The organism is Flammeovirga yaeyamensis, from assembly GCF_018736045.1.
Lineage (GTDB): Bacteria > Bacteroidota > Bacteroidia > Cytophagales > Flammeovirgaceae > Flammeovirga > Flammeovirga yaeyamensis.
Genome location: NZ_CP076133.1, coordinates 660,483 through 680,215, shown reverse-complemented (window position 1 = coordinate 680,215; position 19,733 = coordinate 660,483). Strand labels below are relative to the sequence as shown.

Below are 19,733 nucleotides of genomic sequence, written 5' to 3'. Positions count from 1 at the left end.
TCTTATCTGAATAGAGTAACGTCACTTCCTTCGGGGAGTGGCGTTTTTTTATACTTTCTGATAATCTCATCAGCTATCAAACCTACGGCTGTAGGGTTCCAATGTGTATCGTCTAAATGATACAAAAGGTCGGAATGTGTTGCCCTATAATTATTAAAAATCTGTAAGGTATTAATGGTTTCCACTTGCTCTTTTTGTAAAGCAGTATCCAATCTTAATAAAAAATCTGGCTGATGATCGAAGGGAACATAATCATAATAAACGGATTCTTTATTGCAGTTGGGATAGAAAATAAATCGTACGCCTATCGACTCAAAATACATTTTATAGGTTTTGATCTTTTTGACAACATCAGGCACTTTTTTATCATAAGGCTGATTTTTACCATTTAAGAAAAACATATTTGATCCTTCAATAGCTTTTACTCCTCTTCCCTTTTCTTCCTTTATTCTTGCCCTCATCCAATCCAAAGAATAGAGTCGAGTGGCTTTATCAAGAAATACGTTTAGGCTGTACTGACTACACCACCATTTTATTTTATCTTTTACTAAGGTGCGTTCTGTAGGCATCAAAATTGGATAAAATCGATGCCTTTCTACCTGAGAATAAATCATCACTTTAGGCGGTTTTATCAACCCTAAATTCATCAAACGGATAAACTCTACAATTGAACTTGGTCCCATACTATACACCGAAATCGTACTATCTGACTTGGTAATAATCTGATTCCCGAGTGTTTCTTCTTGACTTAACCCGACACCTTGAATATAAGAATCACCAATCAAGATAATATCAGCCTGCTCTATGAATTGATTGTTTCTAAAACCTAATTTATCCGTTTTCCAATCTTCTTTTTTAACAATAGCATTTGAAGTGTGATGGCATAAATCGCCTTCTGCTGTCCCCTTAGAATCTATATTAGGATAATTACTGGTCAAATGAGGAATTCTCAGACGACTTTTAAATTGTAATCCTTCAGCGTATCGAAAAGTATAAGTTGTTGCAGGTAGAACTCCTTCAATAAAACAGTAAACCAAAAAAGGAATTAAAAAGTAATAGATGATTCGTTTTAAGAATTTGTTTAATTGAGGCACTACAGAAATTAAAAACTTATTTTGACTGATTTTTTAATAATTGCAACACACCTTCTGCGTTGGCTTCATTAAATTTAGCAAAATCAATGACAGTTTTTCCATCATCCGACTTATCTTTTACATTTGCTCCGTTTTCTACTAAATATTCTACCGATTCAAGGCAGCCTTCTCTTGCTGCATGCATTAAGGTTGTGGTACCAGAATATCCTTTAGGATTTAGTTCTGCTCCCGATTGATGCAATAATTTCATAATTTCTGGAAAGAGAACAGCTCTGTAAATTAGATAGAAATTACTCTTTGTTTTTCCATTTGGATCAACTCCATTGTCTAAGAATAGTTGTACAATATCGATGTATCCATTTTGAACAGCTACAAAAACTAAATCTACAAGGCTTTTTTCTTTTAATAAATTTGTTTCTTCAATATAAAATTTGACTAAAGGATAATTGTTTGTGGTCACCGCTTCTTTATAGGCCCATAAACTTACATTTTTAGATGTTTCAAATTCACTTTTAACTTTATTGAGTTTCTCTGTTAAAATAGCTGACTCTTGATATCGAATAGCAATTTTACAAGGAGCTTCAGGTTCGTTTCCAAACGATGTTTGCTGATGACAGAAAGCACTAGTGCTAAACAATAAAATAGTGTAGATAAATAATAAATTTCTTTTCATGTTGTAAAAAATGGTTAGTGAAAATTGGTGAAATATGCTGGTTTATAAAGTAGTAAAAGTGATAGTAGTTAACCTATCTTATTACATTTCACATATTATAGAGAGTATTGTAATTACGTTTATCTTCCAGAAAGTATTACCAAAAAAAGTCGATTAAATACGGATTTGTTTTAATTAAATGTTCCTTTTACACTTCAATTTAGAATTTTTATAGTTGGTAGTCAAATTTTATGAATACAGAAATTTAAACTCAACTATTTTTTTTGCAACGGGTTGAAATACAACAAAAACAAAGAATTTCATAATACATTCTAGATTACATTGTGTACCCCTTCCCAATAAAACACAACTCTCTGTAGTTCAATACAATATTGTTATAACTTCAATAAATACCAGGAACCATTTTTTAATATTAATAACGAGTTTATACGAAATAAAAAAGGTTTTAATAAATGTTAATTGCATAAAAGATAAATTAGTCTTTTATTATATTTGAAGTATCAATCAATTAAAAAAATAGAATATGAACACTACACATATACACGAAGTGATTTTCCTAGTTCAGGACAACGAAGGAGTTTTTACACCAGAAACATTGGTTACAGCTATTGCAGAAAAATGGGGTGATGATGTTGGTTTTATGTCGTGTTCTGGTGTTCCCACACCAAAAGAAGAAGCTTTACAGTTTATTTTAGACCGTAACAAGGTAGTGGTAAATACCGAGGGAAAAATTGAGATTCACCCAAGCATGAAAATGTGTGATTCTCATTTAAGATAAGATTTACGTATAGATGAAATATAATAAGAGGCTCAACGGTTGTTGGGTCTTTTTTTTGATGTGTACTTCGAGGGTTAAAAATCCATCGCACGCGAACCGTTTGATTCGTTTGATTCGTTTGATTAAATTTTGATTTTTTTCTAGTAGTTCATCACTCGAGGGGTTGAAACCCCTCGTTAAGGAAAGTGATTGTACTTATTTCTTAATAGGTAAAGAAATCTTTCATGATTATAGCATTGCGATAGTTAAAAAAAGAGATTTAAATCTCTTTTTTATATATACATTAGATTTTTTTTAGAAAAGTTGAATTTATCACAACCTTAGAATTGGAATATTATACTTAACGATGGGTTTCAACCCATCAATCGCGAACTCTTTGATAATCAATAAAAATGATCCCAATAAAATCAAAATAAAATGTTCGTATCTAAAAACCCACTGAATGAACCTTTAATTACTTTATTCGAAGAAGTCATAACATCAAATTCAAGAACTGTACTTATACCATCATGTGATACTTTTAAAGTTCCACTCTTGACATATATGATTTCGTGTTCTTCCATTTCTTCAATATTGACATCCAAACCAGCAGCTGCTCCTAATATTGAAAATGGTTTTCTTGCAGTGATAATTCATAGACTCCATCTTCAAGTTCTAATAGTGTTGAACTTGCAAGATTAAAGAATACTACATCTCCTTTTCCATCAAATTCAGAAGTTTTAGAATCGAAAACGATATTTTCAGAAACTAGGTAAATCTCTAAATCAAAAAGATTATTAGTGATCATATCATATGGAAATAAGTACCCCTTACTTAATGAGTAGGTATTCCCATCATAAGTAAATTGATTGAGGATTACTTCCTGCTCTTTTTCATCATTGGTTTTGCAAGAATTAAAAATAAAGATTGAAGATAAAAAGAGAATAGATAAAATTGTTCTTTTAAGCATAGCTCTATTGTTTGTTTGAAATTTGATATTAGTTTTCAGAATTAAAAAATGTAATATAAAATTAATAAAACTACTTGGATTTATCAATTGAGAAATGAGATTGCGGGAAATTTAATTTTGATAAAACCATTGAGGTTCACAGACATTCCCCCATAACTTTGCCTCTTCTTCGATATCAATTGACCACTCAATACGTTGTATGGATACTTGTATTTCTAAAATATTCCCTATCAATAAGAATATATATAAGGAAGCCAAAACCAATTTATAGAGTTTAATCAGTGTTTTCCTTTTTCCAATGAAATGAACAATTAGTTGATGAATGGAAAAGAAAAAAAAACCCCATACAAGTGTATTCCCAAGAAGTCCTAAAATGTAATAATCATAAGCCATAGAAGTAGCTAGTGATGTTGACTTGTATATAAACGGAGAAGCGTAGAAGTCTGGGAATATTTCTGTTCCTGTGCATTGATATCTAATGCCTATTAAATCTAATGGGAATAATAGGGTGGATAAGGAGAATACTAGGATGGGAAGAATAGATTTTGGAATCTTTGCCATTATATCATTCTTAAGTTTTTCTATTGTTAATTTCACATTCTTCCACTCGATCAAAAACCATAGAATCAATGATTAATTGAAGTAGAAAGCTAATTGGATAAAAATGTATAAACCAACCCAAGCTAGCATAACCTAAATGAATATGATCGAAAGCCTGAGCGATAGCATTGATCCCATTTTCTTCTTCTCCATTTCCATCTATGTAAGTTACTTTTGTTAGCGGTGTGCCCACATATTCTGATGCAGCTTTTATTTCTAAATTGATCGTATTCTGTTCCTGGTACCATGCTTCAATGGCAGAACATTGTTGACAATTTCGATCGAAATAAATGGTTCCTTTGGGGATGTTTATTGGCTTCCACAAAAAATACCAATTGGGTACTTGTGATAAATAAACCGACCATTCATGGTCAAATCTATTCTCCATATCCTCTCGTTCTTGAAATTCGGCCACTCCAAAAACATAAGCTACAGAAATAATACTACCGATGAGGAATATCCAACTTTGATGGTAATAGCTTAAGCTAAAAAAGATCATTGTTTGCGACCACTGAATGGGATTACGACAGTAGGCATATACACCATTTCTTACCAAGCGCTTTGTGGCGTCATATGGAAAGGGCGTGCCTTTACCTTTCCTTACTAAACCTTGAGTGGCTGATAAAGCAGGAAATGCTAAAATGAGCAACACTTGAAACTCAATGGAAGATCGTCTAAATATAGGTTGGGGTATCAATTGATAAAAATATAGCAAATAAGGTAAACCCACGAATAATAAAAGTATCATTATCATCACTTGGAAACCCGCTCTTATACCATTCATTTTTTGATAATAATATAAATAGCTCCACAGGTAAGCAGGAATAAAGACAGCCAATATCAATGCAATCTCACCAAGAATCCAATTATCATAAAGTGTGAGGATACCAAACTTTTCTAACTGTGGCATCATCAAAAGATCTAACCATAATATGATGATGAATAGAAATTTAAAATCGTGTTTCTTCAAGAAAAATACTGGAATAACACCCCACATAATAGTCCAGAGGAAATAAAGGTCATAAGGCATTTTTATATCATTCTTTTCAGAAAATTCCCATAGCCCCAATTCCACAAAAACATAATTGACTATTGGTAAAGTCGTACCAACGTAAATCAGTGAGTAAAAAATGGCCCAATTGCGTTTTTTGTTTTGGTCTTTCTTTAAAATCAGCCCACCTAAAAATATAAAAGTGACTAGTAGAATGGACGATCTAATTATTTCTATTTCCATCAAAATAAGAATGGATTAAATGTTCATTCATTATATTAACTACAAAATCTTCAATGGGCGAAAAGTACCACTTGGGTCCTAGATCACAAGTGTAATTCGATGTCCAAATGACTTCAGTAAATTCTTCCTTAGCATTAATTTCTACTTCTATATTTTTCCAACTCAACCAATGGGAAATATGTGTGTCATCAGAGACAACATCAAAAGATATTTTACTGTTGGAAACACTATCAATCATTAAATGTAAAGTACCAATGCCTTTCGTACTGGATAAAAACTGAATCTTTCTTTCATCACCTACCTCAATTCCATATCCTTCAATACTTACAGGTTTTGGAAAACCTATTTTGAAAACTGATGGATAATCTTTCATAAAATCAGGTGAAGCATTCAGATCTGAAATAGATACATGATGTTGTATCAATTTTGATGTTTGAATTTGATGAATTTTAGGAGTCTTAACATACTGATAAGGCTGAGCCAATAAAATAATTAGAGGAAGAATAGCGAATGAATACAGTTTATTCTGTCTCCTTTTCTTTATTAGATTAATGATAAGTACAGTAAGAAATGTCACTCCATAAAAAATAGGAGCAGCCATGATGACACATAATGTTCCTTCTCCTAGCAAAATAGATGACATTAATAAAAAAAGAGTAATCACCCTAAATGCCATGCCATAGACTGTTTTAGGCGTGCTTGCATAATTAATTACCATCAAAGTTAACAGCGTTGGGATACCTACAAATAAAAGGGAAGTGGTTTGTAAATTTTCATAATAAATTGCTCGATAAGACAAACTGCCGATGGTAAGTATAATAGTAATGATTAATAATCGCTTTTTTGGTTTGTTCGAAGTTGGTGTCATAGAAGAGTCTGTAGAAGTTTTTTTTGTTTTGATAGTGTGAAGATAGGGATAAAAATTGAATAGATACCTTTAATGCTTATTTCATCATCTTGCTAATAGGACGTGCTTCAAGGGGTTGAAACCCCTCGTTGAGGAAAGTGATCGTACTTATTACTTAATAGCTAAAGAAAGCTTTCATTGATATAAAATTGTGATGGTTGAAAAAAAGAGATTTAAATCTCTTTTTTAGAATATGAAAACACTCATTTTTTTAGAAGAGTAGAATTCATCACAATACATAAATTGAAATAATTTACTTAACGATGGGTTTCAACCCATCGAACACAAACCTCCCGTTATTTAATCAACTTGATAAAAGTATTCCTTAAATCTTTTTTCAAGACCAAAAATAACATTGACTATATATTCAAAAAAATGAATTCCTAATCCAAAAATGAAAGGTATAAAAGGTTCAAACCGTTGGACTTGAACATCTGGAAAAAAGAATTTATTCATTACAGCAAGAAACACTAAACCAACTATTCCAAATAAAAATAATGCTTTGAAATTGATCGATTGAGTTAACTTAAATGAATTTTGATTTTCAATCTTTAAAAGTATGATAGGGTATAAAAAACTGGCATCCTTTCGAATATTTATAAATGAAATTCTATAATCATTACTATCAATTCTTTTACATTTTACCCAACCTGTATGCGAATGGTCGTTCTTATATTTTTTGAATTTTTTAGTTTCACCAATTTCTGTAGATCTTAAGTTTGCTAAAATTTTATCATTTAATAATTGGTCTTTTAGTTCTTTAAATACCATTTTGTAGTTGTTTGTTTGATTGATACTATTTTAATATTATTCCATCACCCCTCACTCTTCTTCAACTCAAACTCCTCCAAGTTTTCAATTTTCGGATTTAATAAATCAATCACCAAACTATGGTCTTTTGTATACACCCCATTTATCAACATGGTGTAAACACATTTACCTTTACGAATAATGTAGTACATCCCTATGGTTTCTCCTTCAACTGTTCGGTAAGCATAAAATGATTCATCTCCGGGTAATTCAAGGGTTGTAATTTCTTTTGATTCTTGTTCGTAGGCTTTACCAATTAAATTAATGGCCCCTTTACCCATTAAAAATAATTGCTTAGCATCTTTTTCTGATACTTCTTTTTCTATGGTGATCGAATAATAAAGAGGATCGTATACTTCTGTTTCTAATAACTCATAAGTGTACGCTAACTCTGTGGATCCATCAAAATATCTAGTTGTGCTTGTTGTTTCATATTTACCGGAGAGATCGACTTTTAAATCATAATATTCTGCAACTGTTTGTATTGTAGTCACAATTGGGTAGTCGTTTACATCAACATTATTATTTGTTTTGCATGAAATAGAAATTATTGCCAGTAAGAATAATAGAATTTTTTTCATAATGAGGTGTTTGCTCCGTTTATTTTTCAGTCTAAATATAAAAGGTTTATTGGAACATGTAACTAAATTAAGTGATTGTTTCATGTTTCAAAACACGATTTTAGACCATTACTTCTGATACTAAAAATTCACTCTGCAATTACGATTTAAAAGATATTTATATGTTTAAATTCTATTTCAAATAGAAACTTACCTATCTTTATCACCTAGTTAACAAACAAAAAAGAAATGAAATTACTTACCTTTTTATCCTTCTATTTTTTAATAGTAAGTCAATTGTGTGCACAACATCTAGTTCCACTTTGGGAAGAGGACAAAATACCAAATTATACGGCTACAGATGACAAAGAGTACATTGCTCCAAACAGGGACTTCAACTTTACAATGAATATTCAAAAACCTGAGATGGAAATTATGTTGCCATCCAAAAGAAGCAGTAATGGAAAAGCTGTGCTCATTTTGCCAGGTGGTGGATATGCCGGTGTTTCCTACGATTGGGAAGGAACAGAGGTAGGTCAATGGCTGAACAGTAACGGGATTGCTGCTTTTGTTTTAAAATACAGAATGCCTCAAGCTGCTTCGGTGAAAACTTCTTATAAAGCTCCTATCCAAGATGCACAAAGAGCCATGCGCTATATCCGCGCTCATGCTGAGGAATTTAATATTGATAAAGATAAAATTGGGGTGATGGGCTTTTCTGCTGGCGGACATTTAGCCTCTACTCTAGCTACACATCAAGAAGCTTATTATACATCAAATGATAAGGTGGATGAGGAAGCATTCCAACCTAATTTTTTGATGTTGCTTTATCCAGTGATCAGTATGCAAAAAGGGGTAACTCATGAAGGGTCAAAAAATAAATTATTGGGAAAATCACCAGATAAAAAGTTAGTTGATCAGTTCTCAAATGAACTACAAGTAAATGATAAAACACCGACTACTTTTATTGTTCATTCCGGAGATGACGGAGCTGTACCTGTAGAGAATTCCATTCGTTTTTATCAGGCATTGGTTAAACATAAAGTAATGGCAGACATGCATTTGTACCCTGAAGGTGGTCATGGCTATGGTATGGGAATTGCCAATAAAAATGCTCCAAAATGGAAAGGCTTGGCGGAGTTATGGTTGAGTGAATTAAAGTAATTATTCATTACCGAATAATTGTTTCAACATCTCAAATAATTCCTCTTGTTTCTTATGGGCAATCAGATAATAATCTCTTGTAGGGTATTTATCTGATTCCCAAATTAATTGAAGTGATTGATCTTCGATATACGATTTTGCATTTTCCTTTAATACCACTGCAACTCCTTCAATTTTCGTTAATTCCTCTAGCATAAAATACTCGTTTGGAATGATGTAATTGGTAAATATTTTTGGCCGACGTTTATTAAAACAATACATCCAAAACTTTTTGATAAAAGGGTTGGCCGCCATATGAGAAAACCAAACCTGATGCTCTAACCAATTTTGAATACCCAATTCATCATCGTTCTTAATGAACAGATCTAATTCAGTACGATCCAATTTAGGATGACCAACAATCACCAATTTAGAACTTGCAATTTTGTGAGTAAGGACATCAAAAGTAGGATTGTCTCCCCTAATTATTCCGGCATCCACCTGCTGTTGGTTGACTAAATCAAAAAGCTTCTTATTGTCGTTTTCAAAATGAACAGTAAGATATTTAAATGAGGTGAGAATTTTATCAGAAACAAATGACTTATAAAGATTCTCACTGATTCCAAAAGTATAATCCCTTTCTTCTTTCTTTACTGACTTACTATAACTAGATTCCACTTTTTCGAGTGTGTCTAAGGACTCTATGATGAGGTTATTTAGAAACTTTGCATGATCAGTCGGTTCTACCCCTTTTGATTTTCGAGTAAATAATTTGTGTCCAACAGCTGCCTCCAACATATTCATTTGATTACTTACCGCAGGCTGAGTAAGGAATAATTCTTCTGCTGCTTTCGAATAACTATGAAGCTTATATACCGCTTTAAAGGTTCTGTACCATTCTAGATTAATCATACTGATATTAATATTTTTATATCATAACCAAAATTAAACTATTTCATTTTATATCACAAGCCCAATACATTTGTATCATCATCATTCAAACATAAATCAAAAATACTATGAAAAGAATAGCATTAATCACAGGCGCAAACAAAGGTTTAGGATTCGAAACAGCTCGTCAACTTGGAGCAAAAGGAATCAAAGTTTTGATGGCATCGAGAGATAAAGTCAAAGGACAAGAAGCAGTAAATCAACTAAAAAGTGAAGGATTGGATGTCGAATTGCTTCAGTTGGAAGCAACCAATGTGGATCACATTTTAGGTGTGAAAGATTTCATTGCATCACAATATGGTCGACTAGATATTCTTGTCAACAATGCAGGAATTATTCATCCTGATGAACCTCTTGGAACCAATACATCTGAGAGTATCTCATCTGCCACTCTAGCTGAAACATTTGATGTCAACTTTTTCAGTATCGTAAAACTAACTCAAGAGTTACTTCCTCTTTTGAAAAAGAGTGATGCAGGCAGGATTGTAAACCTATCAAGTATTTTGGGTTCAAATACGGTACAAAGCGATGTGGAATCTCCTTATTATACCGTAAAACCATTTGCTTATGATGCTTCAAAAGCAGCTTTAAATGCCTTTACAGTACACCTTGCAGCTTCTTTAAAAGGAACAAATGTGAAGGTAAACTCAGCACATCCGGGTTGGGTAAAAACTGACTTGGGAACGAAAAATGCCCCAATGGAAATTGTAGATGGAGCCAAGACCTCAGTAAGTCTTTCTTTAAAAGAAGAAACTGATTTTAATGGGAAGTTTATGCATTTGGGAGAGGAAGTGGCTTGGTAATAAATAGTATTTTCTAAAAATGAAGAGTGTTGAATTTTAGCTGACGTTGAATTTGACACTCTTTTTGTATGATCATCAATTATAGTAATATTCTTTGAACTTCACTTTTTAATGCTGGCAAAACATCACTTTTAAACCACGGATTCTTCGCTTGCCAAATATTATTTCTTGGCGATGGATGAGGTAAAACAAAGTGATGGGGTAAATATTCATGAAACTGTTTTACCGTTTCGGTGAGGGTTTTCTTTGTTTTATTCTGAAGGTAATAATCTTGTGCATACTTGCCGATAAGTAAAGTCAATTTGACTTCCTTCATATTATCTAAGAGTAATTGATGCCATTTTGGAGCACATTCTTTTCTAGGGGGCTTATCTCCTGTTTTGGCTTTCCCCGGATAACAAAATCCCATGGGAATAATGGCAATTTTACTGACATCATAAAATGTGTCAGCGTCAATGTCCATCCAATTTCTTAGGTTCTCCCCACTTTGATCGTCCCAAGGCACACCACTTTTGTGAACTTTTGTCCCTGGTGCCTGACCAATAATTACTATTTTACTTGTTGCACTTGCTTCCACTACGGGACGAGCCCCAAGATCCAAATGAGGCTCACACAATGTACATTTAGAGATGTCTTCTAAGAGTTTTTTCAAAGTGATATTTATGCATGCATTTCGATCATCACATTCTTTTTATGTGCTCTCAGTTTTTTAATTGCCCAATCATAATGACTTGAAGTAGCCGATACACAATAGCTTCCAAGAGTCGTAGTGCCTGTCCAATCGAAATATTTTTTTGTAAACAACTGTTTATCTGTAAATTCCTCTATCAATTCCATTACAGCATTATGACTCAATTTAAGCATTTCTTTGGCACTTTCTAATTTTGTCTCTTGATGTCTACACCAAAATTCCTGATTTAACTCTCCGTAAGTTTTCCAATTATATGGGTGCGGCAAGAAAGGCATCTCCTCCCCTTCGGTATTCGAATTGATCCAATTTAATAGTAATTCATGCCACTCGAACAAGTGCACCAATACATCTCTAAGGTTTTTATCGCGTGTCCAATGGGCTTCTTTTTTCTTAGGGTCATTAGAAAAATCAAAAGGTACTTCCATAATTTCTTGAGGAATCGCATCTATTATCTCCCAAAGTTTATCGAATTTTGCTGCTGCTGTTTCTATTAATTCAATTTTTGTTGTTGGTCGTGCCATGACATTTAGATCATTTTTCTGGAGTAGGTCACCTGATTATTTATAGTAAGTATCTATTTTCAATTCATATTTAGGTCATAAACAAATCAGGTCATAATATTACAATCCCAAGTAGGGGAATAATGCAGGGTAAAAAAATGACGATCATTCTCAAAAAATGGTGTTGTTGGTTTAGAAGGGTATCAAAATAGAAAGAAAAAATTCGTACAAATAATGATGGTATATATACTCCAGGATAAATCCTGAGGCTCGGAATAATTAGATTCCTAAAGACTGAAGTCTTTACGAATTTTGATGTGTACATTCGATCATTGAAATTGTTATGATCGTAATAGAACACGGTAAAGCCTTTCAAGACTTCAGTCTTAAAAGGCATAATTATCAACACCTTAGGATTTTAACCTTGAGTGTATATTATTTATCTATATACAAAACAGAAACACCCCAATTCGTCAAATTCAAATAGACACTATCATCTTCTATTTTCAACTTTGATATATCAAATGCTATTTCTTTAGTGATATAGGCCTCACAAGCTTCATCATTTTTAAAGGAAAACACCAAACTTCTTTGAGGGGGATAAGATTCTAATATCAATCCTGAATCAATCAACCTCACCTCCCAAGAATCACCACTACATCCACTAGAGCTATATGTTATTTTTAATGAATCATCTTCTATTTTATATGATTCTAGAGCCACATAATCTCTAGGTGCTAGATTATATTCTTCTAAACTGATAATTACCTCATTTAGATTTTGATCTAAATCAGGTGTATCTTGTCCATCGTTTTTTTGACAGGCGATGAAAATTATTATTGGTAATAGGTAGATTATTGATGTGATTATTTTCATGTTTGTTTCTAATTTTTCACAAAGATATTAATCATTTATTGAATCCTGAGGTTTGGAATAATTAGATCCATAACGACTAAAGTCTTCAGAATTTTGATGAGTACCACTCCTTCAAACTATAAAAGTTTCCCCAAAAAGAATAACGTATGGAATGTTATTTTAAAAACACTTTAAAGTAGCGAAAATAGTGATTATAAACACTAAAAACATTACTGGTAAAGTTTTTACAAAAATTAGTTTCTCAGTATATTAGACATTTATTAAAGCAATCTTTCTCTTCGAGATAAGTATTATGTCAAACTAGCTAAATAGACTCTTTAACTCTATTAAAGCACAATTTTTTTATTATGGTCGTATGGTCAGGAAAAGGCATTTTAGCCATCCTAGTATTAGTAGCCTCTTTTATTTTTAGTGCATTTGTTTTACCAGATTTAAAAGCAGATTTAGGTTTTGGTATTACGTTTATGATTACCGCACTTTTCTGTTGGTTCATGGGTAAAAGATGGAATCAGCAAGAAGCACAAACTTTTATTGATAAGACTTCTGGAAAAGAAGTTGTCATTAAACCCAATCACACTCTTTTTTGGATTAATATTCAATATTGGGGGCCAATATTTGCAGTGTTGTCCATCTATTTTCTTTTTCAAAAATACATTTAGGCAACAAAAAATCATCAGGAGTCCGAGTCCCAGACTCAAGTCTGGGGCTGGTGATAATTAGATTGTTAAAGACTAAAGTCTTTAACAATTTTGACGTGGAAAATACTCATCCAAACCTGTCAAGACTTAAGTCTTGATAGGTATAATTATCACCAGCCTAGGACTTCAGGCCTAGGCATGAATGGAATTTTGCATTTACAATTAATTCAATCTTCCTTCTCCTTCTCATAATTCAAATACGCCTTCTTTAACCTCCACTTCATTCTACTTTTCAATGTCCAAGGCTTTATCACTTCCATACTATCGCCAAAACCTAAAATAATTCTTTCAAACTCATAATTAATATGTACATAGACGGAGATAATAACACTACCATCTTCCAATTCTTCTACTAGTTTTTGAGATTGATGAATCGGTTTGGTCAATACATAGGGAGCATTGATTTTGTTTACTTTTAGATGACACTCATATAATTGCTTCTTATTCATCACCGTAACCCCAATGGTATCTTTATAGTATTTTTCTCCATCAAAAGGCTCTTTGATATATTCATCGACAAAATTATAGTCAATTTCCATAATTCTATCTAAAGCAAAATTGAGAATTACTCGATTGTTCTTTCGTTTACCCACCATAAACCATCGATTATTAAACTCCTTTAATATATAAGGATAGAATACGATATGTGTAGGTTTCTTAGCAGTAAAAGATTGATACTTCACATTTAAACATACCTCTTTCAAAATCGCCTGATAGATGATATCCAAATGTTGAAGCCCCTTAAGGTTTTCGTTTTTATCAAAATGAATGATACAAGGCTGATTTGTCTTTTCAGAATACACCTTATCCTCCAACCTTTTGATAATGCCACCTAACTCAGAGAATAAAGAGAAGTCTTTAAACTGCTTCAGCATCTCTACGGTCTCGGACAATATACTCATGTCATTCTCATTCAATGGAATATTCATGATCGAATAATTGTCATCATCGTATTTATAGTACTTCTTATTATAGACCACAATAGGAGCGTTATAACCAAGTTTATCACTACGCATCATCTGAATATCCAATTGCACGCTTCTTTTACTCACGTTAATGTCCCTACCCTCATATTCGTACAATGCTTCCGAACAAGCTTCAATCAAATCATCAAGAGTCCACTCTTTATATCTGTTTTGCAGACATTTATCAATAGTTTTATAGCGTATTAAAGCATTCTTATTTTGTGCCATAACAACAAAATTAAAAATTGTTTGCAAGTACGCAAAATAGTTGCGTAGTAAGATTTCACCTTTGAAGTGTTATCAAAAAGAAGGAAGTAAAAAATTGAATATCTTCCTTCAGATGATTAAATTTTTATAATCATGGAAAAGAAAAATATTAATGGATATACCTTAATCGAATTAGGTTTTAGACCTGATAAGTGGTTTCAAGAAGCCATCAACCACATCAATGAAAACGGGCTTTCAGATGAAGAGATGATGATTTATTTGGAGCAATTCAAATCAGATCCAATCATTGAACTTCATGAAAAAGCAGTTGATTTTGCCATCAACATTAAAGGTGAAAATGAATTGGAAGAATCCAATGTGGCATCGGTAGTAAAAACAATGAATGAGGTGATGAAAACACCTACAGTTATCGATGGTGCTATTATGCCTGATGCTTGCCCAAGTGGAGCTGTTGGAACAATTCCAGTTGGAGGTGTTGTGGTAACTGAAAATGCCATCCACCCTGGGATGCACAGTGCCGATATCTGTTGCTCTTTGATGTTGTCTGATTATGGAAAAGTCGACCCGAAGTTAATCTTAGACGCGGCACATGAGGCGACTCATTTTGGTCCAGGGGGAAGAAGTAGAGATGATCAATACCGATTTCCTAAAGAGCTATTGATTGCTTTCGAAGAGAATGCATTTTTAAATCAAAAATTTATGATTGCAGATGCAAGAAAGCATTTAGGTACTCAAGGAGATGGTAACCACTTTTTATTTGTGGGAACATCAAAAAATACGGGAAATACAGTAGTTGTCACTCACCACGGGTCGAGGGCTCCAGGGGCAAAATTGTTTAAATCGGGGATGAAAGTGGCTGAGAAATTCAGAAGAAAATTATCGCCTAAAACACTTAAACAAAATGCTTGGATTCCTTTCGAGACCAATGAAGGTCAGGAATATTGGAAGGCACTTCAAATAATAAGAGAGTGGACAAAACAAAACCACACTTGTATCCATGATGATATTGCCGATAAATTATCTATAGATGTGAAGGATCGCTTTTGGAATGAACACAATTTTGTCTTTAAAGAAGATGATAAATTTTATCATGCCAAAGGGGCGACACCCTTACACAAAAGCTTCATGCCAGAAGATTCTGATTTGCGTTTGATTCCTTTGAATATGGCTGAACCTATTTTAGTGGTAAAAGGCACAAAAAGTGATACAAATTTAGGTTTTGCCCCACATGGTGCTGGCAGAAATCTGAGTCGATCTCAGCATCGAAAAAATAAAGGTGATAAAACTATAGCCGAAATTTTTGCTGAGGAAACAAAAGGCTTGGACGTGAGATTCTACTCAAACGAAGTCGATATTACAGAATTGCCTTCAGCGTACAAAGATGCCAAGACGGTGAGAAAACAAATGAACGAATTTGGATTGGGTGAAATCGTGGATGAAATCCTTCCTTTTGGTTCTATTATGGCTGGGGATTGGCAAAAAAATGCTCCTTGGAAAAGAAAAAAATAGACTACGCAAATTAGTTGCGTAGTCGCACTTCAACTTTGATATACATCAGAACAGTAGCTCAGTTGGTAGAGCAAGGTAAGTCAGTATAATGATTACCAATTGGTCAATGTTTACTTACTTCAAATTTGTAAGCCTTCGGGAATACTGGTTCAAATCCAGTAGTTTTCAGATTACCAATGGTCAATTTATACTTACTTCACTCATTTAAATACTTGAGTCGTGGGTTCGAATCCCACCTGTTCTGCTAAATTTTTGGTGAATGTCCTCACTTGGACAAATGTTACTGACTTATTTCTTACTCATGGGTCAATAGATGCTTACTTCAGATTCAGGTTCGATTCCTGAGCCTCCAAAAGAGGATAATCGGTTAAACTAGCCTCTAGATTACCCAATATTTTCAAGGTCAATTGTTTCTTACTTCTAGGGTTCGTCCTTCTATTTAAGGAAAATAACTAGAAACAAGATTACCTGATTTAAAAAACTAATTATTATGAATAAAGATTTACAAAAAGTCGCTTTAAGAAAAAATGCATTGTTTATTCCATCAAATAATAAGACGGTAACTAATGCTATAGACTTACATCACACTACCTCATTACTTGTAGCAAACTGTGCGAATTTGGGGTTTACTTTCTCTGAAGAACTATTGAGAGAGGTCAATCAGTGTGAACAGAATGTACAATTAGACCTCTTCAATTTATTAAAAGAGGTAAAAGGTGTAGAGAAAAACTGGATGCCATTAGTGAAACAGTGGGATATTCCCACTAATGAGTCAGTGATGGATCATAAAATTACCTTTTTTGCCAATGTGTTCCAAAAACCAATGGTTACAAAACTCGCATGTGGCCACTATATTCCAGAGAACACATTTCCTTTAGAACGTTATAACGGATGCCCTTTCTGTGGAACTCCTTTTGAATTTGAAGAATTAAAGCTTCAACCTTCAAAAAATAAATTGACTGTATTAGAACTATGGACAGTTTCACAACTAAAAGGGTATTTGATATCGCTTTTGGAAAGTCCTGTCGCATTGGATGCTACCCAAAAAGATGATCTGAAAATTTTAATAAAAGAGTTTGGGGTGTCTTCTGATGTAGATATTAAAATGAAAGAAACTACTATGTTAGTCATCGACTACTTAGTAGAAAATGATATGGCAAAAGAAGCACAATTTCTTTTCAAATCACCTAATGATGTTTTACGTTATTTATGGTATAAACACACAGGTTTTCTTCAAATTATCGAGGTAAAAACCCTCGTTAGTCGTCAATCGAAAAACAATAATCATTTAAATTCTAGCGAAGATTCTTCCGCTTTAGCAACTATTGTTGCAAAAGAAAAATTGAAGTTAAAGTTTACACGTAAAGAATGCAGGCAATATGCTACTTGGTTAACTAATTTATCGATGGATGTAAAAGCTCAATGCGAATTGATGCACTCCAAAAGAAATATTTGGGTGAGGGTAATTCGTGCCTTACGATTGGCTGAATACAGTAAGAAAAAAGGCTTTAAAAAACTGGCGATTTGGTTGGATACCTTTTACAATAAAGACTATGAAGTATGGCAAGGAAAAGTCAATCATTTCAAATTAAAATCGGATGCGGATCAAACCTTTTCTCTTTTAAAGAAACGTCCGGGAGCCTTTGCTCGTTCATTGTTTTCTACCATGCTTTGGTTTGGACCTAAGAAGACTATTGAGCAATTTGAACAGATCATTGATCAAATTCCTTCTCGTTTGGTGATCACTTTAGATATGTATGCAGAGAATTATTTCAACAAAAATAATGATAGGTCAGTACAACCTTTAGGTGGTGTAAAGAAAAGTATTCCTCCAAATAAGATGCTTCAGTTTTACGATGATGATGCCTTGAGAGATATGCAAGAGTTGGTGAAAGGATTGACTTTAACGTCTATCAAAAATAAGTTTTTGTTGGATAAAAATGACAATAAAACCATGTTCATTGAAGATGTCTTGTATCGTATGCCTTTGGCTATTGGAGATCGTTCAGAAACAATACAAGATACATCAAGCGCTTTGATGGGAACACGTTTTAAAGTGGAGGGAGACAAAGTAAGACTCTTTTTGCAATGGGGTGAAGGTTTGCCAGCCCAACATTTGGATATGGATTTAAGTTGTCAAGTTGCCTACATTGATAAAGTCGATTATTGTTCTTATTCTAGATTAACGATCGACGGCTGTCAACATAGTGGTGATATCAGACATATTCCAGATAAAGTGGGAACTGCCGAATATATCGATGTTAATATCAATACACTTTTAAAATTAGGTGCAAAGTATGTTACCTTCACTTGTAATGCTTTCACGAATGGGAGTCTTACTCCAAATTTGGTAGTCGGTTGGATGAATAGTAAATATCCAATGAAGATTTCAAAAAAAGGAGTCGCCTATGATCCAAGTGCTGTTCAACATCAAATTCGAATTAGTCAGTCGGTGACAAAGGGTTTAGTCTTTGGGATGCTTAATATCGAAAAGCGAGAAATCGTTTGGTTAGAAATGAGTTTCCAAGGACAAAGAATCCAAAACTTAGATGTAACTGGTGTGGAAACTTTTTTAAAAAAATTAGAAGCAAAGACCAAAATTGGTGAGCTTTTAAAAATAAAATCAGAAGTGCACGAGTTGGACATTGTGAAAGACGCTGAAGCCGCTGATGAGGTATATGATTTGGCTTGGGCTAAGAATACATCGGAAGTGAGTCGGGTGTTGTTGGGGTGAGGTATGGCTCTGAACATTGGTAAAAAAACCCAGACTCAAGTCTGAGGCTGGTGATAATTAGATTTTTAAGACTAAAGTCTTTAAAAATTAAGGCGTGGAAAATACTCATCCAAACCTATCAAGACTTAAGTCTTGATAGGGATAATTATCACCAGCCTAGAACTTCAGTCCTAGAAATATTAATGATATAATAATTTTTAAAATTTAAATATTATTTCCTCAAAACAATCGTCGTTACAATCCTAAACTCCCCTTTTGGAGCATTATCTGGTCTAACCACATTATGATAATATTGTGCTCCAATATTTACGGGGACTTTACCTCCAACAAACACTAACTTATTAAAACCTCCCCCGAGAGGAACTGTCCATTTTTGACCTTTATCTGCATTCCAATTCGCAGTTATCGTAGGGAAAGTATTCACTACCCAACCGTTTCCAATACCATAGGCTGTAAGAGCCTGACAAACGAAATTATGTACATCATCTCTATTTGCATCTCCTCCAAATGAAAACGTTTGTCTTACCACCATATCAAAAGTCCATTTTGGTGTTTGATAAACCATAACAACAGCAGCTCCTGCTCCCCATTTTCCTGTTCCTAGCAAGTCATTTGATGCTGTAGGCATATCGATTGATGGACCAACACCCCAGGCTAATTTTCCAGTTTTCTTTGGTGATAGGAAGAATGAATAATTTAGATCGGAAACGCCTGTAATACTTTCACTTTCTGCAGTAGCAGGCAAATGAGAAACAGCAAATACCCCTCTATGAATAAGGTTAAAATGTTTATGTTCGTTAGCGATAATGGGTTGTAATGACATTGAATATACCGTACCTTCATAAACGGGAGAACCCACTCCAAAATTATGCTGTACAGGTAATGCAATGATATTCGCTAATGGGTTTTGTAATTTGGCTGCTAACTCATCTTTCTGAGCTTTTATTAATTGGCTGCTTACAAAGTAAATGATCGAAAGTAGTAAAATAGATTTTTTCATTTTTGTAGAGATTTTTAATTATTGATTACA

The 19,733-nt window shown here is 33.5% G+C and carries 20 protein-coding genes; 6 read left to right on the top strand and 14 right to left on the bottom strand.

Annotated features, from left to right (window positions below; all coding sequences use genetic code 11):
• Window positions 1-2 precede the first annotated feature (2 nt).
• Together KMW28_RS22820 and KMW28_RS22815 are read right to left on the bottom strand one after the other, a co-directional pair.
• Entirely contained in the window at window positions 3-1,094 is a 1,092-nt protein-coding gene (locus KMW28_RS22820; RefSeq protein ID WP_169662077.1) for a hypothetical protein, read from the bottom strand.
• Window positions 1,095-1,110: 16 nt separating this feature from the next.
• The gene (locus tag KMW28_RS22815) at window positions 1,111-1,767 is read right to left on the bottom strand and encodes an ankyrin repeat domain-containing protein (RefSeq protein ID WP_169662078.1); all 657 of its coding nucleotides are present in this window, start codon (window positions 1,765-1,767) and stop codon (window positions 1,111-1,113) included.
• Between the two features lie 523 nt (window positions 1,768-2,290).
• On the opposite strand from KMW28_RS22815, the gene KMW28_RS22810 reads away from it, so the two are divergent.
• Window positions 2,291-2,545 (top strand): DUF2492 family protein, encoded by a 255-nt coding sequence (locus KMW28_RS22810; RefSeq protein ID WP_066213760.1) that lies wholly within the window; start codon window positions 2,291-2,293, stop codon window positions 2,543-2,545.
• Window positions 2,546-3,143: 598 nt separating this feature from the next.
• Here KMW28_RS22810 and KMW28_RS22805 read toward each other — a convergent pair.
• From KMW28_RS22805 to KMW28_RS22780, 6 genes are all read right to left on the bottom strand, one after another.
• Entirely contained in the window at window positions 3,144-3,494 is a 351-nt protein-coding gene (locus KMW28_RS22805; protein WP_169662079.1) for a hypothetical protein, read from the bottom strand.
• Between the two features lie 111 nt (window positions 3,495-3,605).
• A complete protein-coding gene (locus tag KMW28_RS22800) occupies window positions 3,606-4,055 on the bottom strand; it encodes a hypothetical protein (protein ID WP_169662080.1) in 450 nt (149 codons plus the stop codon).
• A gap of 10 nt (window positions 4,056-4,065) precedes the next feature.
• Window positions 4,066-5,328, bottom strand: coding sequence for a methyltransferase family protein (locus KMW28_RS22795; RefSeq protein ID WP_169662081.1), 1,263 nt, complete (start codon window positions 5,326-5,328; stop codon window positions 4,066-4,068).
• Window positions 5,309-6,196 (bottom strand): hypothetical protein, encoded by an 888-nt coding sequence (locus KMW28_RS22790; protein WP_169662082.1) that lies wholly within the window; start codon window positions 6,194-6,196, stop codon window positions 5,309-5,311. The genes KMW28_RS22795 and KMW28_RS22790 overlap by 20 nt, the downstream gene beginning before the upstream one ends.
• Before the next feature lie 339 nt (window positions 6,197-6,535).
• Window positions 6,536-7,006, bottom strand: a complete 471-nt coding sequence (locus tag KMW28_RS22785) for a hypothetical protein (RefSeq protein WP_169662083.1) — start codon at window positions 7,004-7,006, stop codon at window positions 6,536-6,538.
• Window positions 7,007-7,050: 44 nt separating this feature from the next.
• Window positions 7,051-7,626, bottom strand: coding sequence for a hypothetical protein (locus KMW28_RS22780; protein ID WP_169662084.1), 576 nt, complete (start codon window positions 7,624-7,626; stop codon window positions 7,051-7,053).
• Window positions 7,627-7,854: 228 nt separating this feature from the next.
• Between KMW28_RS22780 and KMW28_RS22775 the strand changes: the two genes are divergently transcribed.
• The gene (locus KMW28_RS22775; protein WP_169662085.1) at window positions 7,855-8,769 is read left to right on the top strand and encodes an alpha/beta hydrolase; all 915 of its coding nucleotides are present in this window, start codon (window positions 7,855-7,857) and stop codon (window positions 8,767-8,769) included.
• Here KMW28_RS22775 and KMW28_RS22770 read toward each other — a convergent pair whose 3' ends face one another.
• Window positions 8,770-9,660 (bottom strand): LysR family transcriptional regulator, encoded by an 891-nt coding sequence (locus KMW28_RS22770; protein ID WP_169662086.1) that lies wholly within the window; start codon window positions 9,658-9,660, stop codon window positions 8,770-8,772.
• A gap of 107 nt (window positions 9,661-9,767) precedes the next feature.
• Here KMW28_RS22770 and KMW28_RS22765 point away from each other — a divergent pair, with 107 nt between their 5' ends.
• Window positions 9,768-10,502: an SDR family oxidoreductase gene (locus KMW28_RS22765; protein WP_183363890.1), complete on the top strand. Its 735-nt coding sequence runs from the start codon at window positions 9,768-9,770 to the stop codon at window positions 10,500-10,502.
• 79 nt (window positions 10,503-10,581) lie between these two features.
• On the opposite strand, the gene KMW28_RS22760 is transcribed toward KMW28_RS22765, so the two are convergent.
• From KMW28_RS22760 to KMW28_RS22750, 3 genes are all read right to left on the bottom strand, one after another.
• Window positions 10,582-11,154: a uracil-DNA glycosylase family protein gene (locus KMW28_RS22760; protein ID WP_169662087.1), complete on the bottom strand. Its 573-nt coding sequence runs from the start codon at window positions 11,152-11,154 to the stop codon at window positions 10,582-10,584.
• Between the two features lie 8 nt (window positions 11,155-11,162).
• The gene (locus KMW28_RS22755) at window positions 11,163-11,714 is read right to left on the bottom strand and encodes a ClbS/DfsB family four-helix bundle protein (RefSeq protein ID WP_169662088.1); all 552 of its coding nucleotides are present in this window, start codon (window positions 11,712-11,714) and stop codon (window positions 11,163-11,165) included.
• Between the two features lie 414 nt (window positions 11,715-12,128).
• On the bottom strand, window positions 12,129-12,569 hold the full coding sequence (locus KMW28_RS22750) for a hypothetical protein (protein WP_169662089.1): 441 nt from the start codon (window positions 12,567-12,569) through the stop codon (window positions 12,129-12,131).
• 347 nt (window positions 12,570-12,916) lie between these two features.
• On the opposite strand from KMW28_RS22750, the gene KMW28_RS22745 reads away from it, so the two are divergent.
• Window positions 12,917-13,228, top strand: a complete 312-nt coding sequence (locus KMW28_RS22745) for a hypothetical protein (protein ID WP_169662090.1) — start codon at window positions 12,917-12,919, stop codon at window positions 13,226-13,228.
• A 206-nt stretch (window positions 13,229-13,434) separates the two neighbouring features.
• Here KMW28_RS22745 and KMW28_RS22740 read toward each other — a convergent pair whose 3' ends face one another.
• The gene (locus KMW28_RS22740) at window positions 13,435-14,460 is read right to left on the bottom strand and encodes a helix-turn-helix transcriptional regulator (RefSeq protein ID WP_169662091.1); all 1,026 of its coding nucleotides are present in this window, start codon (window positions 14,458-14,460) and stop codon (window positions 13,435-13,437) included.
• 132 nt (window positions 14,461-14,592) lie between these two features.
• Here KMW28_RS22740 and KMW28_RS22735 point away from each other — a divergent pair, with 132 nt between their 5' ends.
• A complete protein-coding gene (locus KMW28_RS22735; protein WP_169662092.1) occupies window positions 14,593-15,969 on the top strand; it encodes an RtcB family protein in 1,377 nt (458 codons plus the stop codon).
• A 490-nt stretch (window positions 15,970-16,459) separates the two neighbouring features.
• Window positions 16,460-18,703, top strand: a complete 2,244-nt coding sequence (locus tag KMW28_RS22730; protein ID WP_183363891.1) for a TerD family protein — start codon at window positions 16,460-16,462, stop codon at window positions 18,701-18,703.
• A 211-nt stretch (window positions 18,704-18,914) separates the two neighbouring features.
• Here the strand turns inward: KMW28_RS22730 and KMW28_RS22725 are convergent, their stop codons facing one another.
• Window positions 18,915-19,703, bottom strand: a complete 789-nt coding sequence (locus KMW28_RS22725) for a neuromedin U (protein ID WP_169662093.1) — start codon at window positions 19,701-19,703, stop codon at window positions 18,915-18,917.
• Window positions 19,704-19,733: the final 30 nt, after the last annotated feature.